Origin of the sequence: Streptomyces sp. 4F14, from assembly GCF_048159485.1 — a bacterium.
In the GTDB taxonomy this organism is placed as follows: domain Bacteria; phylum Actinomycetota; class Actinomycetes; order Streptomycetales; family Streptomycetaceae; genus Streptomyces.
Genome location: NZ_JBLRVY010000006.1, coordinates 132,008 through 157,775, shown reverse-complemented (window position 1 = coordinate 157,775; position 25,768 = coordinate 132,008). Strand labels below are relative to the sequence as shown.

21 protein-coding genes are annotated in these 25,768 nt (G+C 72.6%); 11 read left to right on the top strand and 10 right to left on the bottom strand.

The window, feature by feature from the left end:
- Nucleotides 1-51: 51 nt before the first annotated feature.
- Nucleotides 52-978, bottom strand: a complete 927-nt coding sequence (locus tag ACLZOT_RS12120) for a GNAT family N-acetyltransferase (RefSeq protein WP_416968825.1) — start codon at nt 976-978, stop codon at nt 52-54.
- A 296-nt stretch (nt 979-1,274) separates the two neighbouring features.
- On the opposite strand from ACLZOT_RS12120, the gene ACLZOT_RS12115 reads away from it, so the two are divergent.
- Nucleotides 1,275-1,799, top strand: coding sequence for a hypothetical protein (locus ACLZOT_RS12115; RefSeq protein ID WP_416968824.1), 525 nt, complete (start codon nt 1,275-1,277; stop codon nt 1,797-1,799).
- 29 nt (nt 1,800-1,828) lie between these two features.
- Here the strand turns inward: ACLZOT_RS12115 and ACLZOT_RS12110 are convergent, their stop codons facing one another.
- Both ACLZOT_RS12110 and ACLZOT_RS12105 read right to left on the bottom strand, forming a co-directional pair.
- Nucleotides 1,829-2,929, bottom strand: coding sequence for a DUF6745 domain-containing protein (locus ACLZOT_RS12110; RefSeq protein ID WP_416968823.1), 1,101 nt, complete (start codon nt 2,927-2,929; stop codon nt 1,829-1,831).
- A gap of 12 nt (nt 2,930-2,941) precedes the next feature.
- The gene (locus ACLZOT_RS12105) at nt 2,942-3,268 is read right to left on the bottom strand and encodes a hypothetical protein (RefSeq protein WP_416968822.1); all 327 of its coding nucleotides are present in this window, start codon (nt 3,266-3,268) and stop codon (nt 2,942-2,944) included.
- Between the two features lie 175 nt (nt 3,269-3,443).
- Between ACLZOT_RS12105 and ACLZOT_RS12100 the strand changes: the two genes are divergently transcribed.
- From ACLZOT_RS12100 to ACLZOT_RS12080, 5 genes are read left to right on the top strand one after another with little or no spacing between them, the layout of a single operon-like run.
- Nucleotides 3,444-4,400, top strand: coding sequence for an STM4015 family protein (locus ACLZOT_RS12100; protein WP_416968821.1), 957 nt, complete (start codon nt 3,444-3,446; stop codon nt 4,398-4,400).
- A 5-nt stretch (nt 4,401-4,405) separates the two neighbouring features.
- Nucleotides 4,406-5,593, top strand: coding sequence for an STM4014 family protein (locus ACLZOT_RS12095; protein WP_416968820.1), 1,188 nt, complete (start codon nt 4,406-4,408; stop codon nt 5,591-5,593).
- Nucleotides 5,594-5,618: 25 nt separating this feature from the next.
- Nucleotides 5,619-6,431 carry an STM4013/SEN3800 family hydrolase gene (locus ACLZOT_RS12090; RefSeq protein WP_416969058.1) on the top strand — a complete coding sequence of 271 codons (813 nt, stop codon included), beginning with the start codon at nt 5,619-5,621 and terminating at the stop codon, nt 6,429-6,431.
- Entirely contained in the window at nt 6,428-7,723 is a 1,296-nt protein-coding gene (locus tag ACLZOT_RS12085; protein WP_416968819.1) for an STM4012 family radical SAM protein, read from the top strand. The genes ACLZOT_RS12090 and ACLZOT_RS12085 overlap by 4 nt, the downstream gene beginning before the upstream one ends.
- Before the next feature lie 8 nt (nt 7,724-7,731).
- On the top strand, nt 7,732-8,583 hold the full coding sequence (locus ACLZOT_RS12080) for an STM4011 family radical SAM protein (RefSeq protein WP_416968818.1): 852 nt from the start codon (nt 7,732-7,734) through the stop codon (nt 8,581-8,583).
- Here the strand turns inward: ACLZOT_RS12080 and ACLZOT_RS12075 are convergent.
- Genes ACLZOT_RS12075 through ACLZOT_RS12060 form a run of 4 tightly spaced genes read right to left on the bottom strand, consistent with a single transcriptional unit; the run spans nt 8,566 to nt 14,859 of the window.
- Nucleotides 8,566-11,619 (bottom strand): alpha-mannosidase, encoded by a 3,054-nt coding sequence (locus ACLZOT_RS12075; RefSeq protein ID WP_416968817.1) that lies wholly within the window; start codon nt 11,617-11,619, stop codon nt 8,566-8,568. The genes ACLZOT_RS12080 and ACLZOT_RS12075 overlap by 18 nt on opposite strands.
- Nucleotides 11,620-11,669: 50 nt before the next feature.
- Nucleotides 11,670-12,560 (bottom strand): carbohydrate ABC transporter permease, encoded by an 891-nt coding sequence (locus ACLZOT_RS12070; RefSeq protein ID WP_416968816.1) that lies wholly within the window; start codon nt 12,558-12,560, stop codon nt 11,670-11,672.
- Nucleotides 12,560-13,483 (bottom strand): carbohydrate ABC transporter permease, encoded by a 924-nt coding sequence (locus tag ACLZOT_RS12065; protein ID WP_416968815.1) that lies wholly within the window; start codon nt 13,481-13,483, stop codon nt 12,560-12,562. Before ACLZOT_RS12065 ends, ACLZOT_RS12070 begins: the two co-directional genes overlap by 1 nt.
- Entirely contained in the window at nt 13,480-14,859 is a 1,380-nt protein-coding gene (locus tag ACLZOT_RS12060) for an extracellular solute-binding protein (protein WP_416968814.1), read from the bottom strand. Before ACLZOT_RS12060 ends, ACLZOT_RS12065 begins: the two co-directional genes overlap by 4 nt.
- A 252-nt stretch (nt 14,860-15,111) precedes the next feature.
- Between ACLZOT_RS12060 and ACLZOT_RS12055 the strand changes: the two genes are divergently transcribed.
- A complete protein-coding gene (locus ACLZOT_RS12055) occupies nt 15,112-16,413 on the top strand; it encodes an ROK family transcriptional regulator (RefSeq protein WP_416968813.1) in 1,302 nt (433 codons plus the stop codon).
- A 112-nt stretch (nt 16,414-16,525) separates the two neighbouring features.
- Nucleotides 16,526-16,717 (top strand): hypothetical protein, encoded by a 192-nt coding sequence (locus ACLZOT_RS12050; protein WP_010356198.1) that lies wholly within the window; start codon nt 16,526-16,528, stop codon nt 16,715-16,717.
- Between the two features lie 203 nt (nt 16,718-16,920).
- Here the strand turns inward: ACLZOT_RS12050 and ACLZOT_RS12045 are convergent, their stop codons facing one another.
- The gene (locus ACLZOT_RS12045) at nt 16,921-19,680 is read right to left on the bottom strand and encodes a LuxR C-terminal-related transcriptional regulator (protein WP_416968812.1); all 2,760 of its coding nucleotides are present in this window, start codon (nt 19,678-19,680) and stop codon (nt 16,921-16,923) included.
- A 230-nt stretch (nt 19,681-19,910) separates the two neighbouring features.
- Here ACLZOT_RS12045 and ACLZOT_RS12040 point away from each other — a divergent pair, with 230 nt between their 5' ends.
- The gene (locus ACLZOT_RS12040) at nt 19,911-22,616 is read left to right on the top strand and encodes an AAA family ATPase (protein ID WP_416968811.1); all 2,706 of its coding nucleotides are present in this window, start codon (nt 19,911-19,913) and stop codon (nt 22,614-22,616) included.
- 224 nt (nt 22,617-22,840) lie between these two features.
- Here ACLZOT_RS12040 and ACLZOT_RS12035 read toward each other — a convergent pair whose 3' ends face one another.
- Entirely contained in the window at nt 22,841-23,758 is a 918-nt protein-coding gene (locus ACLZOT_RS12035) for a nucleotidyl transferase AbiEii/AbiGii toxin family protein (RefSeq protein ID WP_416968810.1), read from the bottom strand.
- Nucleotides 23,759-23,936: 178 nt separating this feature from the next.
- Between ACLZOT_RS12035 and ACLZOT_RS12030 the strand changes: the two genes are divergently transcribed.
- Entirely contained in the window at nt 23,937-24,983 is a 1,047-nt protein-coding gene (locus ACLZOT_RS12030) for a glycoside hydrolase family 5 protein (RefSeq protein WP_416968809.1), read from the top strand.
- Nucleotides 24,984-25,156: 173 nt separating this feature from the next.
- Nucleotides 25,157-25,345 carry a hypothetical protein gene (locus ACLZOT_RS12025; protein ID WP_416968808.1) on the top strand — a complete coding sequence of 63 codons (189 nt, stop codon included), beginning with the start codon at nt 25,157-25,159 and terminating at the stop codon, nt 25,343-25,345.
- On the opposite strand, the gene ACLZOT_RS12020 is transcribed toward ACLZOT_RS12025, so the two are convergent.
- Entirely contained in the window at nt 25,342-25,707 is a 366-nt protein-coding gene (locus tag ACLZOT_RS12020) for a hypothetical protein (RefSeq protein WP_416968807.1), read from the bottom strand. The genes ACLZOT_RS12025 and ACLZOT_RS12020 overlap by 4 nt on opposite strands.
- Nucleotides 25,708-25,768: the final 61 nt, after the last annotated feature.

Sequence of the window (25,768 nt, the reverse complement as noted above, 5' to 3'; positions counted from 1 at the left end):
GCTGTCTTGATGTGACTGCGCCCGGCCCTTTCTCGGAGGGGCCGGGCGTTGTCACGTCAGGGTGACCTCCCACGTGTCCACCGCGAAGTGCACCGTCATCCCGTGCCGCGCGTACAGCGCGGGGGCGCCGGTCGTGTTGTCGGTGTCCACGCCGAGGCCCACCGTCTCCCGGCCCAGGCCCGCGAACGTCGCGAACGCGTGCCGCAGCAGCAGCCCCGCGAGCCCCTGCCCGCGCGCCGCGCGCAGGACCCCGATACTGCGGATCCAGCCCATCGCCGCGCGGTCGTTGCGGGCGAGCAGGAACCCGGCGTCGCCCAGCTCGTCGGTGCCGACGATCCACACCAGCGACCAGTCGACCCGCTCGCCGTCGACGTCGTGGAACCACTGCTCGTACGTCCGCGGATGATGGTCGAAGTGCTCGGCGAACGTGTCCTGGTACAGCGCGTGGACGACCCGCCGGTCCTCCTCCGAGCCGCACGCCCGCAGCCGTACGCCGCCGGGCAGCTCGACGGGCTGGTCGCGCCCGGCATCCAGGGGCCGGTGCAGGACGTGGTACCTGCGGACGACGTCCCAGTCGCGAGCCGTCAGCCGCTGCGGGGCGAGCGTGGCGCGGACGGTGAGATAGAGGTGGACGACGGCTCGCTCGGCGCCGTTCGCGCGGGCCCGCTCCAGGGACCGCGCCTCCATCGCGTCCAGGATGCTCACGCCCACGTCCTGGTGCTCGGGCAGGACGTAGTGGTCGAGGTCGATCCGCTCGCCCCCCGACTCGTCCCACAGCAGGCCGTAGGCGACGAGGCGGTCCGCGTCGAAGGCCAGCCAGGTGTCCCGGGCGAGGTCCGTGTCGGGGTGCTTGAGGTCCGCCTCGACCGTGTGCTGGTCCGTCTCGGGGCGGCCGACCTCGATCACGTCGATCGCGTTGAGGAGGGCGGTGATCTCGGGGGCGTCTTCGAGGGTGGCCGGGCGTATGAGGTACGGCATGCTGCCAGGGTCGGCGGGGCGGGGCGGGGGCCGCAAACGAATTTCGGGGCGGTGCGGGGCGCTTCCGCGCGAGGTGGGCCCCGAGATCCCGGCGGCGCCGCACATGAACGTCCGGCGTCCCGAACTCCAAGCCGTGGCAATGGAGTTGCCAGCGCGCTCCCGGGTGCGGGCAAGCCGTCGGGCAAGGCGGGCCGGGTTCGGCAAAGACGTCTATCCGCGTAGACGCCCCGGATGCTGTCATGTGCGCGACCGCCCGGACCGTTGCCGGGCCTTCGCCTTCGCCGGGAGACCCCCACATGTCCCGTACCACCCGCCCCATGCTCACCGCCCTCTCCGCCTTCGCTCTAGCCGCCGCCGGACTGACGGTCACGGCGGGCACCGCCCACGCCCAGTCGTGCAGCCAGTCCTACCTGCCCCTCCCCGACCCGTCCTGCCAGCCCGGGGCGCTCAACCCCGACGTCACGCAGGACACCATCGGCTCGACCATCTGCGTCTCCGGCTGGACGGCGACCGTCCGCCCCTCCAGCTCGTACACGACCGCCCTGAAGAAGAAGCAGATCGTCGAGTACGGCTACACCGACACCAGCACCTCCGACTACGAGGAGGACCACTTCGTCCCCCTCGAACTCGGCGGCGCCCCCAAGGACCCCCTGAACCTGTGGCCCGAGCCCGAGTACGGCGACCAGGACGCCGGTAACAAGGACACCGTCGAGAACAAGCTCAAGAAGGCCGTCTGCGCCGGGCAGGTCAGCCTCTCCGACGCCCAGAACGCGATCGTCACGGACTGGACGACGGCCCTGGCGGACCTCGGCGTGAGCTGACGCGCCCGGGGGTGGTCAGGGCCTCGCGGTCAGGTCTCCTCGGCCGGCGCGTACGCCTCGGCGGACAGTCCGAACGTCCAGGCCACCCCCTCCCGCGCGGTCCGCGTGCGCGGTGGCACCCGCAGCCAGTACACGTTGCGTGAACCGTCCGGCTCCGGCGTCGAGTTGACGACCTCGACCATCACCACCGGCTCGTCGATACCCATCTCGATACGCCACAGGACACCGGTCTCGTCCCGGTGCACCGGCTTCGCGCCCGAGTCGGCGAGATAGCGCTCGTACCCGTAGAACTCCAGCATCACGCGCCGCAGTTCCGCGTTCTCCTCGGCCTGGATGCGCTGCGGGACCAGCGTCCGCAGCTCGTCCAGGAAGTCCGGCGGCACCGGCATGCCCCGCCACGCGCACAACGCGAACCCGTCGGGGAACGCCAGCGCCGGCCCGTCCCCCCGGTCCAGGCGCCCCGCCTCGTCGCGGTGCAGCTCGACAGGCCGCTCGCACACCACGGCGACCCTCTCGAACGCCCACCACCAGCCGGCACTGCGGCACACCTCGGCGAGCCCGTCCAACGGGCCCTCGGCAGCGGGCCGTTCGGCCTCGCGCCCGCGCGCCGGAGGTGCCGTCGCGTCGGCAGCCGACAGCGCCTCGGAGCCGGCCGGCCCCTCGCCCCCGCGCGCCGACGGACTTTCGCCCGCGAACGCCGCCAGCCACGGCGCGTCGTGCTGCCCCAGCATCGCGTCCAGCAGGATCAGCCGGGCCCGGCCCGCCCGCTCTCGGCCGACCTCCTCCAGGACGCCGTCCCGGATACGGTCCACCAGCGACCGGGTCAGCTCCCAGAGCCGCCCGCCGGTCGCGGACCAGTGCGCGGACCAGCCCTCCGGGCCCAACTCGGCGTGCAGCCGCCGCCGTTCCACCGACCACGGCTCACTGCGCACCGCCTCGCGGACCGACGCGCCGGGCTCGGCCAGCGCCTCGACCACCGCCACGCCCTCCAGCGGAGAGCGCGCCCAGACAATCCGCTCCGGCTCGGCCAGCCCCGCCCGCCGGTAGGCGAGCCGTACCCCTGCCTCGGCCCGCGCCCGCTCGGCCGGGACCGCCGCTGCCGCACAGGACCGCCACTCGTTCACGTTCATCCTCGAAACCCCTCAGTCCGCCACGATCCGCACCGACCCGGGCACGTACTCCCGCTGCCGGATCACCCGGTACCACCCCGCCGGGAGCACGATCGTCGCGTGCTCCTCGTGCACCACCCGCCCGCCCTTGGGCACATGCAGCAGCATCGGCCCGAACGGCCCCGGCTCCCGCACGAGATCCCCCGGCCCCACCACCGCGTGGGCATGGCCGGTCACCTCGCCCAGCGCCAGCACCAGCCGCCCCCGCCCGTCCCGCGCCTCGCGCGGCGCCCGCTCCACATGCGCCGGAACGGCCTCCTCGGCGACGGGCACGATCAGCACATCTCCCTGCCGGTACATGGACAACACCCCCTACGACTCGACCGCGGCGCACCTCGCGCCGCCCTCATGACCACGACCGTACGACCCACCACTGACAACGCCCCCCGAACCCGCCCCCGGCACCGCGCTGTCAGAGGCGGTTGGTACAACTTGCGGCAACAGGCCACAACCGCCGCGAGCATGGAGCAGCCGCATGACCGTCCACGAGCACCTGAAGACCTTCCACCGGCTGCCGGTGCACGCGGCACCGCACCCCAAGGACAACAGGCCGCAGCCCGCCGCGGACTCCGTCGCCTGGCGCGTCGCGAGCGACGTCTACGACCACGACCACGAGTGGACGGAAGCCTTCGCCCGCTTCCTCGACACCGTCGACAGCGCACAGGTGAAGGCGATCGTCGTCGGCGCCTGGGAGGAGGCGTACGAGACGGACCCGGCGACCGTCATCGAGGCGATCGTGGCCGCCAAGGACCGCCTCCCGGCACTGCGCGCGCTGTTCCTCGGGGACATGACGTCGGAGGAGTGCGAGATCTCCTGGATCAACCAGACGGACGTCACCCCGCTCCTGACCGCGTTCCCGGAGCTGGCGGAGCTGGGCACGCGCGGCGGACAGGGCCTGAGCCTCGACGCCGTCACGCACCGCGCGCTGCGCCGCCTGACCATGGAGTCCGGCGGCCTGCCCGCCGTCGTGGTGCGCGCGGTCGCCGCCTGCGACCTGCCCGCGCTGGAACACCTCGACCTGTGGCTCGGCACCCCCGACTACGGCGGCGACGCCGAGATCGCCGACCTGGAGCCGATCCTGTCCGGCGCCCGCCTGCCGAGCCTGCGTCACCTCGCCCTGCGCAACAGCGAGATGCAGGACCAGGTCGCCGCCGCCGTCGCCGCAGCCCCCGTCGTCGCCCGCCTGGAGAGCCTCGACCTGTCCATGGGCATCCTCACCGACGACGGCGCCGCCGCCCTCCTCACCGGCCAGCCCCTCACCCACCTCAAGAAGCTCGACCTGCACTACAACTACCTCACCGACCCCCTGCGCGACCGCCTGCGCGCCACCCTGGAACCGGCGGGCGTCGCCCTCGACCTGGACCGCGACGACGCGGAGGACGACGAGGAGGACGACGGCACGGTCTGGCGTTACGTGGCCGTGGGGGAGTGACACCGATGCCGCCCGCCCCCGAGGAGACCCGCCGCGCCCCCGCCGTCACGGTCGTCGGCAACCCCGAGAACCGCCGCGTCACCCTCTTCACCGACGCGGCCCGCGCCGCCGGCCTCCCGGCCCCCCGCGTCCTGGCCTGGGCGGACGTCCTCGCGGCGGGCGGCGCCGAGTTCGCCCCCGAGGAACTCGTCCGCCTCGACTCACCCGGCGAGAACCCCGCCGTGGACCGCGCCCTGCGCGGCACCGACGACCCCACCCGGGTCGAAGGCTCCGCCCGCTGGTACGACACGTTCCTCGCGACCCTGGCCACCCTGCGCGGCGGCGCCCGCCTCGACGACCCGGACGACCTGGCGGTCCTGTTCGACAAACGCCGCTGCCACGCCCGCCTCACACGAGCCGGCGTCCCCGTCCCGTACTCGCCCGGCGCCGACGTCACCGGCTGGGACGACGTCCGCGCCCTGATGCGCGAGCACCGCATGCCGAGGCTCTTCGTGAAGCCCGCGCACGGCTCCTCCGCCTCCGGCGTACTGGCCGTCGAGACGGCGGGCGGCGGGCGGATCCGCGCCACGACGTCCGTCGAACGCGCCCCGGACGGGCGGCTGTTCAACTCCCTCAAGGTCCGCCGCTACGACAGCGAGCGCGAGATCGCCGCGATCGTCGACCGCCTCGCCCCGGACCGCCTCCACCTGGAGCGCTGGTTCCCCAAGGCGTCCCAGCGGGCCCGCGCGGCGGACCTGCGGGTCGTGGTCGTCGCCGGCCGCGCCACCCACGCGGTGGTCCGCACCAGCGGCTCCCCGCTCACCAACCTCCACCTCGGCGGCCGCAGAGGAGACCTCGACGAGGCGCGCACGGCCGTCGAGGAGGCGGGCGCGCGCTGGTCCGACGTCCTCGGCGTCGCCGAGCAGGCCGCCGCCTGCTTCCCGCGCACCCTGTGCGTCGGCGTCGACCTGCTGCCCGCCGTCGGCTGGCGCACGGCCGTCGTCGGCGAGGTCAACGCCTTCGGCGACCTCCTCCCCGGCCTCACGGGCCTGCCCGGCAGCGGCGCGGAGGGGCTCGACACGTACGCGGCGCAGGTGCGCGCAGCACCGGACCACGCCCGGCGCCACGCCGCGAACGCCGGCCCGCACTCCGCCGTGAACTCCGGCCCGGACCACGCCCCGCACCACCCCGCGACCCCCGCGCCGAACCACTGAAGAACCACCCATGCACACGCCTGACATGGCGAGGATCGTCGGCAGCCACGACCTCCTCCTCGTCACCCTCGACACCCTGCGGTACGACGTCGCCGTCGAACTCGCCGCCGAGGGCCGCCTCCCGAACCTCGCCCGCCACCTCCCCGACGGCCGCTGGGAGGAACGGCACGCCCCCGGCAGCTTCACCTACGCCTCCCACCAGGCGATCTTCGCGGGCTTCCTGCCCACCCCGGCCACCCCGGGCCCGCACCCGCGCCTGTTCGCGGCACGCTTCGCGGGCAGCGAGACCACGGCCGACGGCACGTTCGTGTACGACACCCCCGACCTGGTCTCCGGCCTCGCCGAGGAGGGCTACCGCACGGTCTGCATCGGCGGCGTCGGCTTCTTCAACCAGCGCGGCCCGCTCGGCACGGTCCTCCCCGGCCTCTTCCAGGAAGCCCACTGGGAACCGGAGTTCGGCGTCACCTCACCCCACTCCTTCGAGAACCAGGTCACCCGCGCCGAACAGGTCGTCGCCGAACTCCCGCAGGACCAGCGCCTGTTCCTCTTCGTGAACGTCTCCGCCCTGCACCAGCCCAACTGGTTCCACCTCCCCGGCGCGACCCGCGAGGCCGGAGACACCCGCGCCACCCACGCCGCCGCCCTGGAGTACGTCGACCGCCACATCGGCCGCCTCTTCGCCGCCGCGAGCAGCCGCCGCCCCTGCTTCACGATCGTCTGCTCCGACCACGGCACCGCCTACGGCGACGACGGCTACACCGGCCACCGCCTCGGCCATCCCACGGTCTGGACGGTCCCCTACGCCCACTTCACCCTGAACCACGGGGAGTCCGCGTGACCACGAGCCCCTACCAGTCGTACGTCTACGCCTACCCCCACAAGACCGCGTACCGTCCGCTGCCGGACCGCCCGCCCCTCACCGAACTCTGGGCCGGCGAACCCCGAAGCGCCCTCTCCCTCTACTTCCACATCCCGTTCTGCGAGGTCCGCTGCGGCTTCTGCAACCTCTTCACCCGCATCGGCGCCCCCGACGGCCTCACCACCGCCTACCTCGACGCCCTCGAACGCCAGGCGACAGCCGCCCGCGAAGCCCTGGGCCCGGGATCCGAACCCCGGTTCGCCACGGCGGCGTTCGGCGGCGGCACCCCCACCTTCCTCACCGCCGCCGAACTCGACCGCCTCTGCGACCTCGCCGAACTCCGCATGGGTGCCGACCTGAAGAGCATCCCCCTCTCCGTCGAGGCGTCCCCCGCGACCGCCACCGCCGACCGCCTCCAGGTCCTCGCCGACCGGGGCACCACCCGCCTCAGCCTCGGCGTCCAGAGCTTCGACGACACCGAGGCGCGAGCCGCCGTACGCCCGCAGAGACGCGCGGACGTCGAGGCGGCGCTGGGCAGGATCAGGGACGTACCGATCCCGGTCCTCAACGTCGACCTCATCTACGGCATCGACGGCCAGACGGACGCGAGCTGGCTGAACTCCCTCGACGCGGCGCTCGCCTGGGACCCCGAGGAACTGTACCTCTACCCCCTGTACGTCCGGCCGCTCACCGGACTCGACCGGCGCGCGCCCGACGCCCCCGACCCGGAGTGGGACCGACAGCGGCTGCGGCTCTACCGGTTGGGCCGCGATCACCTCGTCGCGCGAGGGTACGTCCAGCACTCGATGCGGATGTTCCGCCGCGCGGACGCCCCGGACCAGGGGGCGGACGACTACGCCTGCCAGACCGACGGGATGGTCGGGCTGGGGTGCGGGGCGCGGTCGTACACCAGGGAGGTGCACTACTCCTTCGACTACGCCGTCGGGATGAGCGAGATACGCGGGATCATCGACGACTACGTGGCCACCGAGGACTTCGCGCACGCGGAGATCGGCTTCCGGATGGGCGACGACGAGCGGCGGCGCCGGTACCTCCTGCAGTCCCTGCTCCAGGCCGAAGGGCTCCCCTCAGCGGGCCAACGCGAGTACTTCGGACCGGAGTTGACGCGCCTGTCCGAGCGCGGCTGGCTCGACGACACGGGCGGCCACCTGAAGCTCACCCCGGAGGGCCTCGCGCACTCCGACGCGATCGGGCCCGAACTCTTCTCCCCGGCGGTGCGCCGGCGCATGGCCGAGTACGAGAGGAAGTAGCCGCACCGATGGACCTCACCCTGCTCTACCGGGGCCCGCTCGCCTCCTGCGACTACGACTGCCCCTACTGCCCGTTCGCCAAGCGCCGCGACACCACAGCCCAACTCCGCGCGGACCGCGCCGCGTTGGCACGCTTCACGGACTGGGCCCAGAGCCAGACCGGCGACCGCCTGAGCATCCTCTTCACCCCCTGGGGCGAGGGCCTGACCCGCTCCTGGTACCGCCGCGCGCTCACCGACCTCTCCCACCTCCCGCACGTCCGCCGCGTCGCCATCCAGACCAACCTGAGCTGCCGCACCGACTGGCTGACAGAAGCCGACCCCGACACCCTCGCCCTGTGGTGCACCTACCACCCCGGCCAGACCCCGTACGACCGCTTCCTCGCGAAGTGCCACGACCTCGCGGCACAGGGGATCCGGTACAGCGTCGGCATCGTCGGCCTCCCCGAACACCTCGCCCACGCACGCCAGTTGCGCGCCGACCTCCCCGCCCGCGTCTACCTGTGGGTGAACGCCGCCGAGGGCCACACCTACGACGACGCCTCCGCCGCCGACTGGACCGCCCTCGACCCGCTCTTCCCGTACAGCCGCCACCCGCACCCCAGCGCCGGACTCCCGTGCCGCACCGGCGAGTCGGTGATCTCGGTCGACGGCGAGGGGACCGTCCGGCGCTGCCACTTCGTCCGCGCCGAACTCGGCAACCTCTACGACGGCTCCTACCGGGCCGCGTTGCGGCCGCGCGCGTGTCCCCTCGCCGTGTGCGACTGCCACATCGGGTACGTGCACCTGGAGACCCTCCCGCTGTACGACGTGTTCGCGGGAGGGGTCCTGGAGCGGATACCGCTAGCGGCCCAGCCGTAGCGTCAGGATCTGGAACGGCCGCAGGGAGAAACGGACTTCGTCGCCGTCACGCTCCACCGACTCGCCCTCCAGCGGGCGTTCGAGCAGGTCGGTCACGAGGGCCGAGGCGAGCGGGAAACCGGCCGTGAGGGTGGCGCGGGCGCGCGTGCCCCGCGACTCGAAGAGACGGACGATCACGTCGCCGCTGCGGTCGTCGGCGAGCTTGACCGCCTCGATGACGACCCCGTCGTCGTCGACCCCGACCAGCGGGGCGACTGTCGCGGAACCGGGGACGACCCGCTCGCGCAGGTTGACCCGGTAGCCCTCGCGCACCGCGTCCGCGACCTGGGCGCCGATCAGCAGGCCGTAGGACAGACGGTGCGTGCCCTGGTCCTGGTCGGGGTCCGGGAAGAGCGCCGCGCGCAGCAGGGTGACGCGGACCGTGGTCGTCGTACCGCCGTCGGCACGGACGTCACGGGTGACGTCGTGGCCGTACGAGGAGTCGTTGACCAGGGCCGCGCCCCAGTCGCGCTCGCCGACGTGCAGATAGCGGTGCGCGCAGATCTCGAACTTGGCCGCGTCCCACGTGGTGTTGGTGTGGGTCGGGCGCTCGACATGGCCGAAGGGGATCTCGGCGGTCGAGTGCGCGGCGCGCACGTCCAGCGGGAACGCGGCCTTGAGGACCTTCTCCCGCTCGTGCCAGTCGACGACCGTGTCGACCGACAGCCGGCGCGAACCGGCGGGCAGGGTCAGCGTCTGCTCGATCCGCGAGTCGCCGAACACCCGGACCACGCGTACGCCGTCCTCGGCCGCCGTGACCGACTCGGCCTCGGTGAGGTCGCGGACGGAGTTGCGGTAGAAGACGTCCAGGTCCCAGGCGTCCCACTGGTTCGGGAAGTCCTGGTGCAGCTGGAGGAGGTTGCCGACCGTGCCGGGGGCGAGGGCCTCGCGGCCGGCTTCGAGGTCGTAGGCGGAGGTGACGAGGCCGCGGGAGTCGACGGTGACGCGAACGATGCCGTTGTCGAGGGTGAAGGTCTGATTATCATCCTGCGCCTTCACCCTGACGGGCGCCTCCGGCCGCCCCTCCCGAGGCACCGCCCCGAACGCCGCCACCCCACCCCGCGCATGCGGAGCGGCATTGAACACCACCGCCCCCTCACCCTCCCCGGCCAGCGCGGCCTGAGAAACCCCGATCAGCCCGTTCAGCTCCTGCGCGACCCGCGCGTACGTCTCCTCGGCCTCCCGGTGCACCCACGCGATCGACGTCCCCGGCAGGATGTCGTGGAACTGGTGCAGCAGCACCGTCTTCCACAGCCGGTCCACCTCTTCGTACGGGTACGGCGTCCCGTGCCGCACCGCCGCCGTCGCCGCCCACAACTCGGCCTCGCGCAACAGGTGTTCGCTGCGCCGGTTGCCCTGCTTGGTGGCCAACTGGCTGGTGAGCGTGCCCCGGTGGAACTCCAGGTACAGCTCGCCGGACCAGACGGGGGCGCCGCCGTTCGCCTCGTACTCGGCGTGCGCCTTGCGGAAGAACTCCAGCGGGCCCGCCAGTTCGACGCGCGGGGCGCCCTCCAGGTCCCGCATGCGCTCGGCGCGGGACAGCATCTCGCGGGTGGGACCGCCGCCGCCGTCGCCGTAGCCGAACGGGATCAGGGAGTGGCTGGCGCGCGCCTTCTCCTGGAAGTTGCGGACGCTGTGGGCGACTTGGGCGCCGGACAGGTCGCCGTTGTAGGAGTCGACGGGCGGGAAGTGGCTGAAGATGCGGGTGCCGTCGATGCCCTCCCACCAGAACGTGTGGTGCGGGAACTTGTTCGTCGTGTTCCAGGAGATCTTCTGCGTGAGGAACCACTTCACCCCGGCCAGCTTCATGATCTGGGGGAGGGCCGCGTTGTAGCCGAAGGTGTCCGGGAGCCACATGTCCTCGGTCTCGACGCCGAACTCGTCGAGGTAGAACCGCTTTCCGTGCACGAACTGCCGCACCAGCGCCTCGCCGCCGCTGATGTTGGTGTCCGGCTCCACCCAGAGGCTGCCGGTCGGGATGAACTGCCCGGTCTTCGCCTTCTCCTGGGCGCGCGCGTACACCTCGGGCCGGTGCTCCTTGAGCCAGGCGAGCTGCTGGGCCTGGGACATGACGAACGTGAACTCGGGGTGGTCGTCCATGAGCTGGGTGACGTTCGAGACCGTGCGGGCCACCTTGCGGACCGTCTCGCGCAGCGGCCACAGCCACGCCGTGTCGATGTGGGCGTGCCCGACGGCGGTGATGTTGTGGGCGCCCGCGTGCGCGGGGGACTCCAGGGCGGGGGCCAGCGCGGCGCGCGCGGCGGGCGCCGTACCGCTGATGTCCTGCAGGTCGACGGCGTCCAGGGCGAGTTCGATCGCGCGCAGGATCTGCCAGCGGCGCGGGTCGTCCGGGGAGAGTTCGTGCATGAGCTGGCCGAGGACGTCCAGGTCCTGGGTGAGTTCGTGGACCTCGCGGTCGACGACGGCCAGGTCCATGCGGCGCAGCCGGTAGACCGGGGCGCCCGGGTCGGCCGCCGGGTCGCCGAGCCAGGGGGCCGGGCCGCCGACCGAGACCGGGACGAACTGCACCTGGTCCTGGCCGGTGTGCATGACGACCGGGTTGGCGGCGGCCTCGATGAAGACCGTGAACTCCTCGCCGCCGACGGCCTGTTCGGTGACCGGCAGCCAGGTGTTGCGCGGGTTGAGGGCCTTCACGGCGGTGCCGTCGGCGCGGTAGACGAGGCCCTCGGCGGAGAAGCCCGCCGAGTGCGTGCCGAACCCGAGGTCGAGGACCGCCTCCACCGGCAGGCCCGCCCACTCGGCCGGTACGGTCCCGGTGACCTTGAACCAGCTCGTCGTCCAGGCGGGCCCCCACGGGTCGCCGACCTTCACCGGCCTGAACGGCGCGGTCAACCCCTCGCCGACCGGCACCGGTTCACCCGGCACGTCCCACGCCTCGACCGACAGGGGGACCGCGCGGGCGTGGACGGCCGGCCGGATGCGTTCCTCCAGCACCCGGCGCAGCCGCTGTTCGGTGACGTCACGGTCGTTGTGCATCTGGATCTCCGTAACAGAAGTGGGGGAAGTCGGCGTTGCCCAGGGTGAGTTCAGCCCTTGAGCGCGCCGCCGAGCGCGAAGCCGCCGCCCAGCTTGCGGGCCAGCAGCAGGTAGAGCATGACGACGGGCAGCGAGTAGATCATCGAGAACGCCGACAACTGCCCGTACTGCGTCTGGTCATGGGCGCTGAGGAACGTGAACACGCTGACGGACGCCGGGAGTTTCTCCGGCGACAGCAGCAGGATGAAGGGGACGAAGAAGTTCCCCCACATGCCGATGAACGTGAAGATGGTGACCACGACGACCCCGGGGCGCATCAGCGGCAGCACCACCCGCCACAGCACCTGCATCGTGTTCGCGCCGTCGATCCGCGCGGCCTCCTCCAGGACGACCGGCACGCCGTCCATGAAGTTCTTCATCAGCCAGATCCCGAACGGCAGCGAGGACGCGGCCAGGAACAGGGTCGTGCCCGGCATCGAGTCGATCAGGTCGACCTGCACGAACATGCTGTAGACGGGGATCATCACGGCGGTGATGGGCAGCCCCGTCGAGAACAGGATCGTGTACAGGAACGGCCGCCGCACCCGCGAGCGGTACCGCGACAGCGGGTACGCGCACAGGATCGACGCCGCGACCGTGATCGCCGTACCGAAACCGCACAGCAGCAGGCTGTTGAGCATCGGGCGGAAGGTCGTGTCGACGTTGAGGACCGCGTCGAAGTTGTCCAGCGTGAAGGAGCCGGGAAGCTTCAGCTGGAAGGTGTTGAGGTCGCTGACGGAGGCGAGGGCCATCCACAGCAGCGGCAGGACGTACAGGACGGACACCGCGAGCAGGACGACGTTCACCGAGAGCTTGCCGAGCCTCAGGCGCCGTCGGGGCGAACTCCCCGCAGCGGGAACCTTGTCGACGGTCGTGGCGGGCGGAGTGGCGAGGGCTGCCATCAGTCGTCCTCCATCTTGAGCAGGCGGATGTACACGACGGAGAACAGGGCGCCGACCACGAGCAGCACCAGCGCGATCGCCGTGCCGTAGCCGATCAGGCTGTTCTGGAACGCCTGTTGGTACATGAAGATCGGCAGGGTCTCGCTCTTGTTGCCGGGACCGCCGCGCGTCATCGTGTAGATCAGCCCGAAGACCGACAGGGTCTGGAGGGTGATCAGCATCAGGTTCGTGAGGATCGTCGGCCTGATCACCGGGAGCGTCACCCGCCACAGCCGCTGCCAGGCGTTCGCGCCGTCCATCTCGGCGGCCTCGGTGAGTTCGGCCGGTACGTCGTTGATGGCGGCGGTGAACACCATCAGCGAGAACGCCGTACCGCGCCACACGTTGGCCAGGCACACCGCCAGGATCGGCATGGTGTACAGCCAGTTCTGCGTGGGCAGGCCGATCGCGTCGAGCAGCGAGTTCAGCGAGCCCTGGTCGAAGAAGAAGGCGTACATCAGATAGCCGGCGACCACCTCGGGCAGCACCCAGGCCGCGATCACGACGCCGCTGATGATCGAGCGGACCGGCTTGCTGGCCTTCTGCATCATCAGCGCCAGCGCGAGGCCCAGCGTGTTCTGCCCGATCACGGCCGAGCCGACGACGAACACCAGGGTCAGCTTCACGGCGTTGAGGAAGTCGTCGTCCTTGAACGCGCGGGTGAAGTTGTCGAAGCCGACGAAGTTCGTGCCGGACGTGCCGGTCAGCTGCATGTCCGTGAACGCGTAGTAGACGCAGTACGCGATCGGACCGGCGAGGAACACCGCGAGCAGGATCACCGCCGGGACGGTCGGCAGCCCGCGCAGCAGCGAGCGGACGACGGGCGAGGGGGCGGCCCCGCGAGAGCGCTTCTCGCGGGGCGCCAGGGGGGAGACGGCGGTCACTTGGTGCCCTCGACCGTGTGGTCACCGCCGACGGCCGACTTGACATCGTTGTCGTACGTGCTTGCGGCCTTGTCGACGGACGCCTGTCCCGTCGTCACAGACTCCATCGCCTTCTGGATCGCCGTCGAGACCTGGTTGTACTCGGGCAGACCGGGGCGGTAGTGGGTGTCGGCGACCAGTCCGGTGAAGAACTTGTTGGTCGGGACGGCCTTCAGGTACTCCGGGTCGGCCGCGACGTCGTTGCGTACCGCGATGGTCGCGTTGAGGACGTTCCACTTCGTGGAGTTGGCCTTCGTCTGGAGCGTCCCCGAGAGGAACTTCCAGGCCAGGTCCGGGTTCTTGGCCTTCGCCGGGACCGACCAGGCCCAGCCGCCGGACATGCTGGTCGCGCCGGGCGCCTGGCCGTTCTGGGTCGGCATCGCGGCCGTACCCATCACCGTGTTCCACTCCTTCCACGGCGTCGGGCTCGTGGAACCCCAGTTGTTCGGCATCCAGGAGCCGTCGATGTCGATCGCCAGCTTGCCCTGGGGGATGAGTTCCGTGCCGACCGTGGTGCCGAAGTTGGCGCCGAGCGCCTGCTCCTTGGCCGGGCCGAGGCCGTCGTTGTAGACGGTGTGCACGAAGTCCAGGGAGTCCTTGAAGCCCTGGCTGCCGACGACCCACTTCTTCTGCGACGCGTCGTACAGCGCGTTGTTCGCGGCCTGCGTGCCGTACAGCAGCATCTCGAAGCCCTGCATCGAGGACGCCTCGCCGCCCGCCTGGCCGGTGTAGAGGTTGAGCGGGGTGACGCCGGGGAGCTTCGCCTTGACCGTCCGCGCGGCCGTCAGGACGTCCGCCCAGGTCTTCGGCTGCCAGGGGACCGCGATGCCGGCCTTCTGGAAGAGCTGCTTGTTGTACCAGATGCCGCGCGTGTCGGTGTTGTCCGGGACGCCGTACACCTTGCCGTCGGCGGCGCCCGTGACCGCGCCCTTCGCCGCCGCCGCGTACTGGGACCAGTCGGCCCACTGCGCGGTGTAGGAGTCGAGGGGCTTGAGGTAGCCGCCCGCGATGTCGGAGTTGATCAGCGCGGTGTCCTCGTAGACCAGGTCGGGGGCGGTCGAGGGGGACCGCATCATGAGCTGGATCTTCGTGTAGTAGTCGTTCTCGGAGGCGGTGACCGGGACCAGCTGGACCTTGGTGCCGGGGTTGGCGGCCTGGAACTCCTTGACGGCCGTGGCGAGGAAGTTCGCCTGGAGCTTGACCGTGCTGTTCAGGTTCTGCCAGTAGACGACCTTGACGGTCTTGGACGAGCTGCCTGACGAACCCGAACCACAGGCGGTGACAGCCAGTGCGGTGGCGGCGGTGAACGCCGCGGCGGTGACGATTCTCGTGCGCACAGTGGTTCCTCCGGAGCGCGAAACCTGGGAGATGACGAGATGTTCTACGGCTCTTTCCGGCCACCTGGGCGAGTGTGCGTGCCGCTCTGACCTGGCCTCGGCGCCACATCACCCGGACCATGCGACCGGATTTGATGGGCGTCAGCTAAATCCAATTGATGGATTAAGTCAATGCTTCCGGCGTGTAAACTTTCGGCCTGCGGCCCGCTCTGGGGGAGCGGCCGGCCGAGGTGAGGGGTGCAGGTGGTACGGGTGACGCAGCAGACGCGGGACCAGGATGTGACAGGCGAGGCGCGCGCGCCGCAGGGGAGCCCGGTGACCACGCCGAGCGGGACGAACCTGCCGCGCGTCGGTGGCTACAACCAGGCGGTCGTCCTCGACGCGGTCCGCACCAGCGGCGAGGTCAGCCGCGTGGAGCTCGCCGCGCTGACCGGCCTCACCAACCAGACCGTCTCCAACGTCGTGCGCAAGCTCCTCGACGCCGGGCTCGTCGCCGAGTCCGGGCAGGCGCCGTCCAACGGGGGCAAGCGGCGCACGCTGCTCTCCCTGCGGGCCGACGGGGCGTACGCGCTCGGTGTCCACCTCGATCCCGACGCCGCCGTCATCGTCGTCGTCGACCTCGCGGGGCAGGTCGTGGGGAGCCGGCGGCTGCGGCTCACCGACCCCTGGGACCCGGACGACCTCGTGGACCGGGTCTCCCGCGGCGCCCTGCGGCTCGTCGAGCGCGCCGGCGTCGACCGGTCACGGCTCCTCGGGCTCGGGATCGCGGCGCCCGGGCCCCTCGACGGGACCACCGGGGCCGTCGTCTCGCCGCCCAACTTTCCCGGGTGGGGGCGGGTGCCGCTCACCGAGATGTTCGCGGCCGCCACCGGGCTGCCGGTCGCCCTCGACAACGACGCGACCGCCGCGGCCATAGGGGAGCGGTGGATCGGGGGCGCCGAGCGGGCCGGGAGCTTCCTCTTCGTCTACCTCGGGACCGGCGTCGGGGCCGGGATCGTCCTCGACAACACCGTCCTGCACGGGGACTCCGGGAACGCCGGGGAGTTCGGGCACATGCCGGTCGAGCCCGGGGACCGGGTCTGCCAGTGCGGCGCCAACGACTGCCTCGGGCCCTATTGCAGCCCCGCCGCGATCGTCGAGGACCTCTTCGAACGGCACGGCTCCGACACCGCCGCCGCCCTCGGCCTCGTCGGCGCGTCCGACTCCGTCCACCTCGACTGGAAGGCCCTGCGCAAGGCCGCCCGCGCCGGCGACGAGGCCGCCCTCGACGTCGTACGCCGCGCCGCCCGCCGCATCGGCCAGGCCGCCCGCGGCGCCACCAGCCTCCTCGACGTCGGCCGCATCGTCCTCGGCGGCGAGGCGCTGCGCGGCATCGAGGGGCTGATGTGCGAGGAGGTCGAGGCAGCGGTCAACCGTACGTCCGTGGCCCGCACGATCCGCTCGATCACCGTGGACCGCAGCCTGATCGGGGAGACGGTGGGAGCGGTGGGCGCGGCGTCGCTGGTGCTGCACGGGAACTACGCACCGGGGTGGAGGCTGTTGCGGGAGGCGTGAGGGGAAGGCGGGCGTTCGCCCACCGTGATCCACCCCGTAGGCTTCAGCACCGTATGCGTCACACCGCCCAGCCGTGTGCACTGGGCCGATCAGGCAGGAAAACAGACTCGACGTGTTCAGTTACACCCCCATCTTCGACCGCCTCGTCGCCGAGCGCGGGGACATACCGGCCCAGGTCCGTGCCGAGGCGGAGGGGATACAGCGCGACTTGGCCCGCATCATCCAGGCCCCGCCGATCGGCGCGGGACCGCTCGGGCGCCGGCCGTACTCTCCTGACGGGGGGTCCGGATCGGCGTTCCTGTGAAGGGAGTTGGGCTGCGGTCGGCCGGACGCGGGGGTGTCTGGCTGGGGGGTCGGCGGGGGCTGAGACTTTCACGGGGGGAACGGGCGGGGCGTACGGAGTGACGGGGCGAGGACGGTGTGCCGGAGACGTGACCTGCCCGTCTCCGGCGGACCGGGGCACGTACGCGGCCCGTCTCCGGTGACCAGTACATGCGCGCGGGCGGATCAGGGCCCCGCCCCGACGCTTCGCCGTCCCCTGGCGGTGGGGTCGGTTCCGGGGCCCTGGCGGTCGAGGTGCTCGTTCAGCCAGAAGGCGGCGAGTTCCGTCCGGGTGCGGCAGCCCGTGCGCCGGAACAGCCGCGCGAGACGCTGTTCCACCGTCTTGGGGCTACAGGCGAGTTCCGCGGCGATCCGCCGGTTGGTCGCCCCGTCACTGACCATGCGTACGAGCCTGATGTCGGCGTCGCTCAGCTGCGCGTCGGCCTTGCGCAGCCGGGGGAGGGGGATGCCGCGCAGGTCCGCGACGCGGTGGACGGCGGTGCGGAAGGGGCCCCCGAGGCCGAGGCGGCGGGCGTCGCGTACGGCCTCGGTGAGCCAGGGCCGGGGATCGTCGGCGAGGTGCGCCAGGCGCAGGCAGCACAGGGCGCCGAGGTGGGCGTCGCCCCGGCGCAGGACCAGCCGGTGGGCCGACAGCGCGCTGTCCGTGTCCTGGTCGGCGAGGGCGCGGGCCATCAGGAGGGCCTCGTGGGTCATCGGCGTGTCCGCCTCCTCGTGCAGCGTCTCCAGCTCCTCCACGACCTCGCGGACCGTGTCCGGCCGTCCATCGAGGGCGGCGAGCGACACGACGCGCAGCAACAGCCGCTCGACCCCCGCGAGTCGCCCGTCCTTCCGCGCCCGCCGCGCGTCCCGCCGGGCCCGCTCCAACGCGGCCTCCCGCTGCCCCGACCAGTACCCGACGGCCAGCCGCACCCGTCCCGCCAGCGGATGGGCGAAAGCGTCCGGGACCAGGTCGAGCCACGCACGGGCGCGTACGACGTCCCCCCGGGCGCAGTGCATCTCCGCGGCCAGCACCCGCGGCAGACACGGGTCGCCGGCCACCGCACGGGTCCGGACCCGCACCTCGATACGGCGGGCAGCCGCGAGCGCGGCGTCCCAGTCGCCCGCGAGATGCTCCCGCACCATCCCCCGGTACCCGGCGGCGACGCTGTCCACCTCCGTGACGTACCGGTCCCCGAGGACAGCGCCGAACGCGCCGGCCAGGTCCCCGTAGGCGGCGGCGTCCCGCAACCGGTCCAGCGTCCCGTCGTCGAGAGCATCCACGGGCAGCCCACGCCGGGCCTGGCCCAACTCGGCACGGCTACCGACGGCGGCTGCGACCAGGCGCAGTTCGACGGGGGAGGGCAACGGGGTGCGGTGCCCTCCGGGCCCGGTCTGCGGGAGGGGGTGAGCGTCCGCCGTCCGGCGGGGCGTGAGGGGGCCGACGCCGTACAGGCCACCGAGGGCGGCGAGTTCGGCGGCGACGGGAAAGAGGTCGATCGGGGTGGCGGGGACCCGGTCGATGTGGTGTTCGTGGAGTGCCGCCCATGCCCGGGTAGCGGCGACGCTCTGCAACTCGGCTGTTTCCCCGACGAGTTGGGCACCCCGCGCATCCAGGACCGCCTCCAGCACCCCGCCGAGCCCCAGCAGCCCCGCATGGTCGCCGTGCCGCAGGCTCAGGGCGCTCGCCTCGTGGAGCGCGTCAGGTGTGCGTGGATCCCCCGGTGGGAGCCGGTCGAGTGCGGCGGCGTAGGCGCGGGCCGCGCGGGGCCAGTCGGTCCTGGCCTCCTCGCGGGCCGCGGCCAGAAGGAGCGGGACGGCGAGGGAGTCGGGGACCAGTGGGCCGGAGGCGGCGACGCGGTCGGCCAGTCTGGGGTAGCCGCGCCCGGTGGCCTCGGCGCCGATGCGGTCGGCCAGAGCCGTGACGTACCGCGCGGAGTTGGCCTGGACGTCCCGCTCGTACGGCAGGTCCCGCAGGGCCGCCGCGAGGGCCGGGACGGCGAAGGAGAGGCGGCCCCGGTCGTCCGTGGTGAGGACCCCGTCCATGATGAGTCGGTCCAGCCGGCGTTCGAGGGCCTGCGCGCCTGCCGGGGACGTCATCCTGAACGCGTCGTCGAGGTGGACGTCGGCGTGGTCCAGCACGCGGGCGGTGACGATCGCGGCCTCGACGATCCCGGGGTACGGAGGCTCGTGGGGGCGCCCGAACCCGAGGAGGAAGGCGTCCTCGGCGGCGAGGCGCAGGTCCGCCCGGGTGAGGCACAGGAGCCCGTCGAGTTCGATCAGGTCCCGGCCGTCCAGGGTGCCGAGGACCGACAGCACGGCGCGCGGGTTGCCCGCGAGGCTGCCCAGGGACCGCGCCACGGCGTCGGCGAGCGCGGGGTCGGCGGGGCGCCCGAACCGCCGGGTGACGTGGAGACCGACGAGCCGGGCGACGTCGTCGGGGCGCAGCGGGGGAAGGCCGAGGACCTCGTCGGCCGCGGCGCGGGCGGACCGGTCCCGGCCGGCCAGCACCACGGGGACGCCGTACGGCCGGAACACCCGCAGCAGCAGCCCCAGCGCGTCGGCGGCCGGCTCGGGCAGGAGGTCGGCGTCGTCGACGACCAGGGCGAGCGGCATCCGGCGGGCCACCGAGGCCAGCGCCTCCGACAGCGCGGACAGACCCTCCATGCCGCCCGCCCGTAACCGGGATCTCGCGGCTCTGGGGATCCCGGCGTGCAGAGTGGCGGGGCCGGTGAGGACCAGGTGACCGCCGGCGGCGGTGAGGACCGCGTCGGCGGGGTCGCGGGGACCGTCGTCCTCGCCCTCCCCGGCGAGCCGTACGACGGTCACGCCGGCCCGGGCCGCCGTACGCCGCGCCTGTTCCAGGACGGTCGTCCGGCCCGCTCCGAAGCCGGCGGTGACGAGCAGGACCCGTGCCGCCTCACCGGTGGTGCCGAGGACGTCGGCCACGGCGCGGATCTCTCCTTCTCTGCCGACGACCGTTTCACGCTGTTCCCGCACAGTGCCACCCCACTCGTTCCGATCACCCCCCGAAGGAAGACGGAGTTGGGCTGCCTTTTGTTCCGTCTCCTCGGGTGAGGATGATCAACTGTTCTGTTCGCGGGGTCAGTCGGCCGACGCGGCTCGGAGACCGGAGGGTGACCGTGGGAACGCAGGACAGGTGGGGCAGACCCGCACGCATGGACCGCGGTGACGGCGGCTTACTCGGCCGCGAACACGAGTCGGCACGGATCGACGGCCTGCTGGACGACCCCGGCGGCCCGCGTCTCGTCCTCGTGCGCGGTGAACAAGGGGTGGGCCGCAGCGCGTTCCTGCGGGCCACCGGCGAGCGGCTGAGGGCGCGCGGGACCGCCGTACACGGTGTGGACTGCGTCCCCGGCGACGCCCGGTGGCCGCTGCTGCTGGCGCTGCGCGTGGTGCTGGCCCTGCGGGAGCACCAGCCCGACCCCGAGGGACGCCGGGCCGCCGAGGCGGCGTCGGCCGTGGACCGGCACGACGAGGCGGCGATGGAGGCCCTGCTGCGCGCCGCGCTGACCTGCCGTACGCCGGTGGCGGTCCTGGTCGACGACGTCCAGTACGCCGATCCCGGCTCCCTGGCCGTCCTGCGCCGCGTCGACGCGCCCGGCGTCCGGATGGTGGCGTCGTGCTCGGGCCTCGCCGGCCCCGCGCCGGACACCGTGGTCCTGCGCCCGCTGGCCCTGCCCGACACCACCGCCCTGGTGGCGCGGTGGCTCGGGGCGCGGCCGGACACCGACCTGGCGCGGCGGGTGGGCGAGTCGACGCGCGGCCTGCCGGGAGCGGTCGAGGCCATGCTCACCGGCTGGACGCGCGGGGACGTGATCCGGATCGCCGACGGCCACGCCTTCGTCCCGTCGAGGGCGACGGAGCCGGTGCTGCCCGACGACGACCGCTTCGTCACGGCGCTGGACCGGCTCGGCGAACCCGCGCGCACGGTCGCCGCCGCGCTGAGCGTCCTGAGCCCGCTCGGCGAGCCGGCCCTGAGGCTCACCGAGCGGTGCACCGGCCTGACCGCCGACGCCGTCCACGACGGTGTCCGCCGCCTGGCCGAGGCGGGCGTCGTCGACGAGGAGCCCGGCCGGCCCTTCCGCCTCCCGCTGACCGCGCACACCGTCCGGGAGCGGATGAGCCCCGTACGCCGCAGCCGGCTGTCCGCCGCCGCGGTCGAGGTCCTCTGGAACGGCACCGGCCCGGACGTCCCCGCCTACCGCGCCGACCGGATCGCGGACGCGGGCAGCCTCGTCGACCGGGAACGCGCGGTGGCCGAACTGACCGCCGCCGCCCGGCAGTCCCGGCGCGGCACCGACGACGGCCGGGTCCTGCGCTGGCTGCGGGCCGCCCGTGACCTCACCGAACACGCCGACGCCCGCGACCTCGTCCTCCAGCAGTACGCCACCACCGCCTACCTCGCCTGCGACTACCCCGCCGCCCGGGCCGCCGCCGAATCCCTCCTGCGCGACCCCGGACCGACACTGAGCGACCTCGACCTCCAGGAGGCGGCCTGCCTGATCGTCGCGGTCGCCGCCAACCAGCGCGACCGGCCCGCGATGGCCCGCCTCGGCACCGCCCACTGGTGGGACGTCCTACCGGTCCCCGACCTGGCCAAGGTGACCGGCCGGGCCCTCGCCCTGTGCCACCTCTCGCAGTGGCGGCGGACCGCGGACCTGCTCCGGACGACCGAGCCGGTCTGGAACACCGGCCCCCGCGCCCGCGCGGCACCCGCCGTCTTCCTCGCCATGGCCGACCTCGGCCTCGGCCGGCCGGAGCCCTACCGGCGCGCACTGGCCTTCGACGAGGCCGCCCAACTCCCGCCGGGGAAGGTGTACTCGCTGGCCGGCGGCATGGTCGACAACCTCCTCACCCGCTACGACCTCGACGCGGTCACCACCCTGCTGACGACCACCGGCCTGACCGTGCCCGTGCTGCCGCCGCTCAGCCGGTTCCTCCACCACCACGCCACGGGCCGCTGGGACGAGGCGCTGGAGTCGGCCCGCCGGCTCCTGGCCGGCCACGAGATCCGGTCCACCCCGGTGGCGGACAGCTCCGTGCTCCCCGCGCGGACGGCGGCGATCCTCCTCGCCCGGGGCCGCGTCACCAGCGCCCTCGACCTGGTGCGGGACGCCCACGGCCCCGACGACACCGCGCCGCACTGCGCCCTGCACGCGGCGGAGGCCGAACTCCTCATGGCCCTCGGCGACATGACCGGCGCGGAACGGACCCTGCGCACCGGCCTGGCCCGCGCCCGGGACCACGACCAGACCTACGGCACCGACGAACTCTGGTCCCTGCTGGCCCGGTTGACCGCGCAGGCCGGACGCGACCGCGAGGCGGCCGACTGCCTACGGCACCTGGCACACCTCGTCCACCGCACCGGCACCGACCGCACCCGCCTCCTGCACCTGCTCGCCACGGCCCGCGTCCTGCGCGCCGAATCCCCCGACACCGCCCACCACCACCTCCGCGAGGCCGTCGACCTCGCCCGCCACCGCGGCCTCCCCTTCGAGACGGCGACCACCCTGCTGACCGCCGCCACCGAGGGCGCGTCCCCGACGACAGCGCTGCACGAGGCGTACGACGTGTTCGGGCGCACCGGCGCCGCCCTGTGGCGCTTCCGCACCAGGACCGCGCTGCGGGACGCCGGTCTCACCGTCCCGGACCGCAGGCAGGCCACCACCGAGAACGACCACCTGCTCACCACGCTCCTCACCGAACAGCTCACCACCCGCCAGATCGCGGCCGTCCTGCACCTCACCGAGGACGCGGCGGCCCGGCGCGTCTCCCGCCTGATCGCCCGCACCGGCACCCGATCCCGCACAGAACTGGTCACCACGTCCCTCACCGTTCGCGCCGGGTCTCCCCGCGCTTAGGGCGCTTCTGACGGATCTCCGCGGCGTCGCGACGCCCGGCACGCACTCTCGCCGCACCGCGCGAAAGCCCCCGTAGCTCCGCTACGAGGACTCCCACGCGGCACACCGAGAGCACGCACCGAACGCCGCTCCTTCTCCCACGGAGATCCATCAGAAGCGCCCTAGGCTTCCGATGGATCCCCGCGGGTGAAGGAGCGGCTGCCGGGGGACGGTGGGAGCGCGGGTCAGTCCCGGGACTCCAACGCCCGCCGCAGCCGCCCCGACCACTCCCGCACCGTGCCCCGCCGAGCGAACTCCCCGGTCCACTCCACGTCCCATCCGGTGACCTCCGCCGGGTCGAACTCCCCGAGGACCCGGCGCAGCAGGCGGCCGGAGAGGTGCGTGCGCGGGGACTCCGCGAGGAGCACCGCGTCGTACAAGTCCTTGCCCTGGGCCCGGCCCTGGGCCGTCGCGTCGGTGTGCAGCCAGCGGAGTTTCCAGGCGAGACAGAGGGCGGGGCTCGCTGTGCGGACGGGGGTCGGCGGGCGGTCGGTGACGCGGGGGACCAGCGTCCAGACCGGCGGCTCGGGGAGGAACTCGTCGCGGGCGAAGTCGAGTTGGACGACTCCCGTACGGGTGCCGGGGTGTTCGAGCCGCCAGGGGACCGAGAGGCGGAGGCCGGGGGTGTCGTACTCGGCGTAGGTCCAGGTGCCGTCGTCCCGCGCCCCGGCGGCGTCCAGGACGACTCCCGCACCCGCGTACGGCCGCTCCCGCACCCGGTCCAGGAGGTCGTGGTACGGCGGGCTCGGGTCGATGTCCTCGGCGTCGAGCCACGACAGGCCCTCCGGCGGCAGGACGAGCCGCTGCCCGCCCGTGCCGAACTCCTCCTCGCGCCACAGGTCGTAGCGTGCCGCCCCCGCGAACGCCTCCGGCCACTGCTGGACGTCCTCGATGTGCCGGGCGTACGGATACGGGTCGAGGGGGTCGACCCCCACCTCGTCCTCCAGGACGATCCAGTCGAGGTCCCCCGGCGGTCGTGCCGCGTCCCCCACCCAGGCCGGCATCGTCATGCTCCCGCGCAGCACCAGCGAGCAGCTCCAGGGGGCCTCCGCGACGAGCGCCAGCACATGGTCGAGGGCGATCCGCCGCTCCCGTTCAGTCACGTACCGGAAGCTAGCAGCGACCACTGACACCGGCCCCGCGGCCGGAGGGTAAGCGCTTTCCGAAATCTCCTCGACTTCCTTGACAACCTCGCGCGCGCCGACCCAGACTCACACCGCGTTGATCACCCCAGGTCCAGCCCGACGCCGAGCCGCGTTCATCCCGTAAGAAGGTACTGCCGTGCCCCTGCGCTCCCGTAACTCCCGGCGCCCCCGCACGCGTTCGCTGATCGCCGCCGCCGTGGCCCTCGCCGGTGTCGCCGCGCTGGGGGCCGGTGTCCCGGCGTCCGCCGCCGACCGGTACGCCGCGCCCGCGCCGAACACCAGCCAGTTCAAGGGCGTCAACTGGGCCGACCCGCGCGACAACTACGCCAACGACGAGGTCCAGCTGTCGGGGCTCTCGCTGTCGGACTCGTACGCGCAGACGTACCACAAGGCGACCCGGATCATCTCCGCGTTCCGGGCCAACCTCGGTGCGAACACCGTCCGGCTGCCGATCAACCCGTACACGGTGAACGGGAGTTACTGGCACTCCTACCGCGCGGTGATCGACGCGGCCACCCGCCAGGGGTTCAAGGTGATCGTCTCCTACTGGGAGGGCTCGGGCACCCAGAAGGACGGGTTCATCGACGACACGGCGACGTACTGGCCGATGTGGAAGACCGTCACCAGCGCGTTCCAGAAGAACAGCCTCGTCTACTTCGAGCCGATGAACGAGCCGCACGGCTACACGCCCACCGAGTGGGCCGACCTCGCGGCGAAGTGGATCGGCACGTTCCCGAAGATCCCGAAGAACCGGATCTTCGTCAGCGGCTCCGGCTACAACGACAGCGTCGTCTCCGTCTGCGCGGACCCCCGCCTCAAGGGTACGTACCTGTCCCTGCACCACTACGGCTTCTGGGGCAACCGCACCTACGACGAGTGGGTGACCGACCTCAAGACCCGCCTCGGCGACTGCGCGTACCGCACGGTGGCCGACGAGTTCGGCGCGACCATGACGAGCGGCCTCGACTACAACGGCTCCAACGCCGGCAACAACGAGATCTCCTTCATCCAGGCCGACACGGACGTCTTCCGCCAGCTCCGCATGGGCTCGGTCTACTGGCCCGGCCTGCGCACGGGCGACACCTACTCCCTCCAGACCCTGACGGGCCCGGCCGCCAACCCCTGGCTCACCACGACGAACAAGTCGGGCGCCGACCGCCTGAAGTGGGCGTGGGGCCGCTAGCCCGGAACACGCACGACACCGAGGGCGGGGCCATGACGGCTCCGCCCTCGCGGCTTTCCGGACGGTGGCACGATCGAGGCCATGTACGTCTACGCGGGCCCGGCCGAACTCGCGGCCCTCGCCCGCCCACAGACCGGCGGGACCCTCATCAACACCCCGCCGGAACTGGAGAGTTGGGCTTCGGCCGGGACACCGGCCGGTGGACGGTGGTCGATGTCACCAACCTGTCCACCGGCTACTGCCCGGACGTCACGTGCTGGCCGGCGGTCGCGCGGGCACTGGAGCGGGCCGGCCTCGGGCATCCCGGAGGGTTCACGCACGCGGTGGTCTTGCGGCGGTGCACCGCCTGCCGGGAGTTCTAGATCTCCAGGACCCCTTCGATCCGCTTCAGCGCGTGGCGGGCCAGTGCCAGGTTGCCGCGGCCGCGGTCCAGGGCGAGGTAGAGGAAGAGGCTGCCGCTGCTGCTGCCGAGGGGGCGGATCAGGTGGTACTGGGCGCCGAGGGTGATGAGGATGTCCTCGACGGAGTCCTCCATGCCGAGGAGTTCGAGGGTGCGGGTCTTGGCGCGGACGACCTCCGTGTTGCCGGCGGCGGCGACCTCCAGGTCGAGACCGGGGCCACCGCCGAGGACGCCGAGCGACATTCCGCTCTCGTAGTCCACGAGAGCGACACCCAGGGCGCCGTCGATCGTCATCGCTTCCTTGAGCGCTGTCTCGATGTTCATATGCTGCCCTTCGCTCTGTTCACTCTGTGCGGTACGGCGATGTGACGACGGGTCAGAAAAT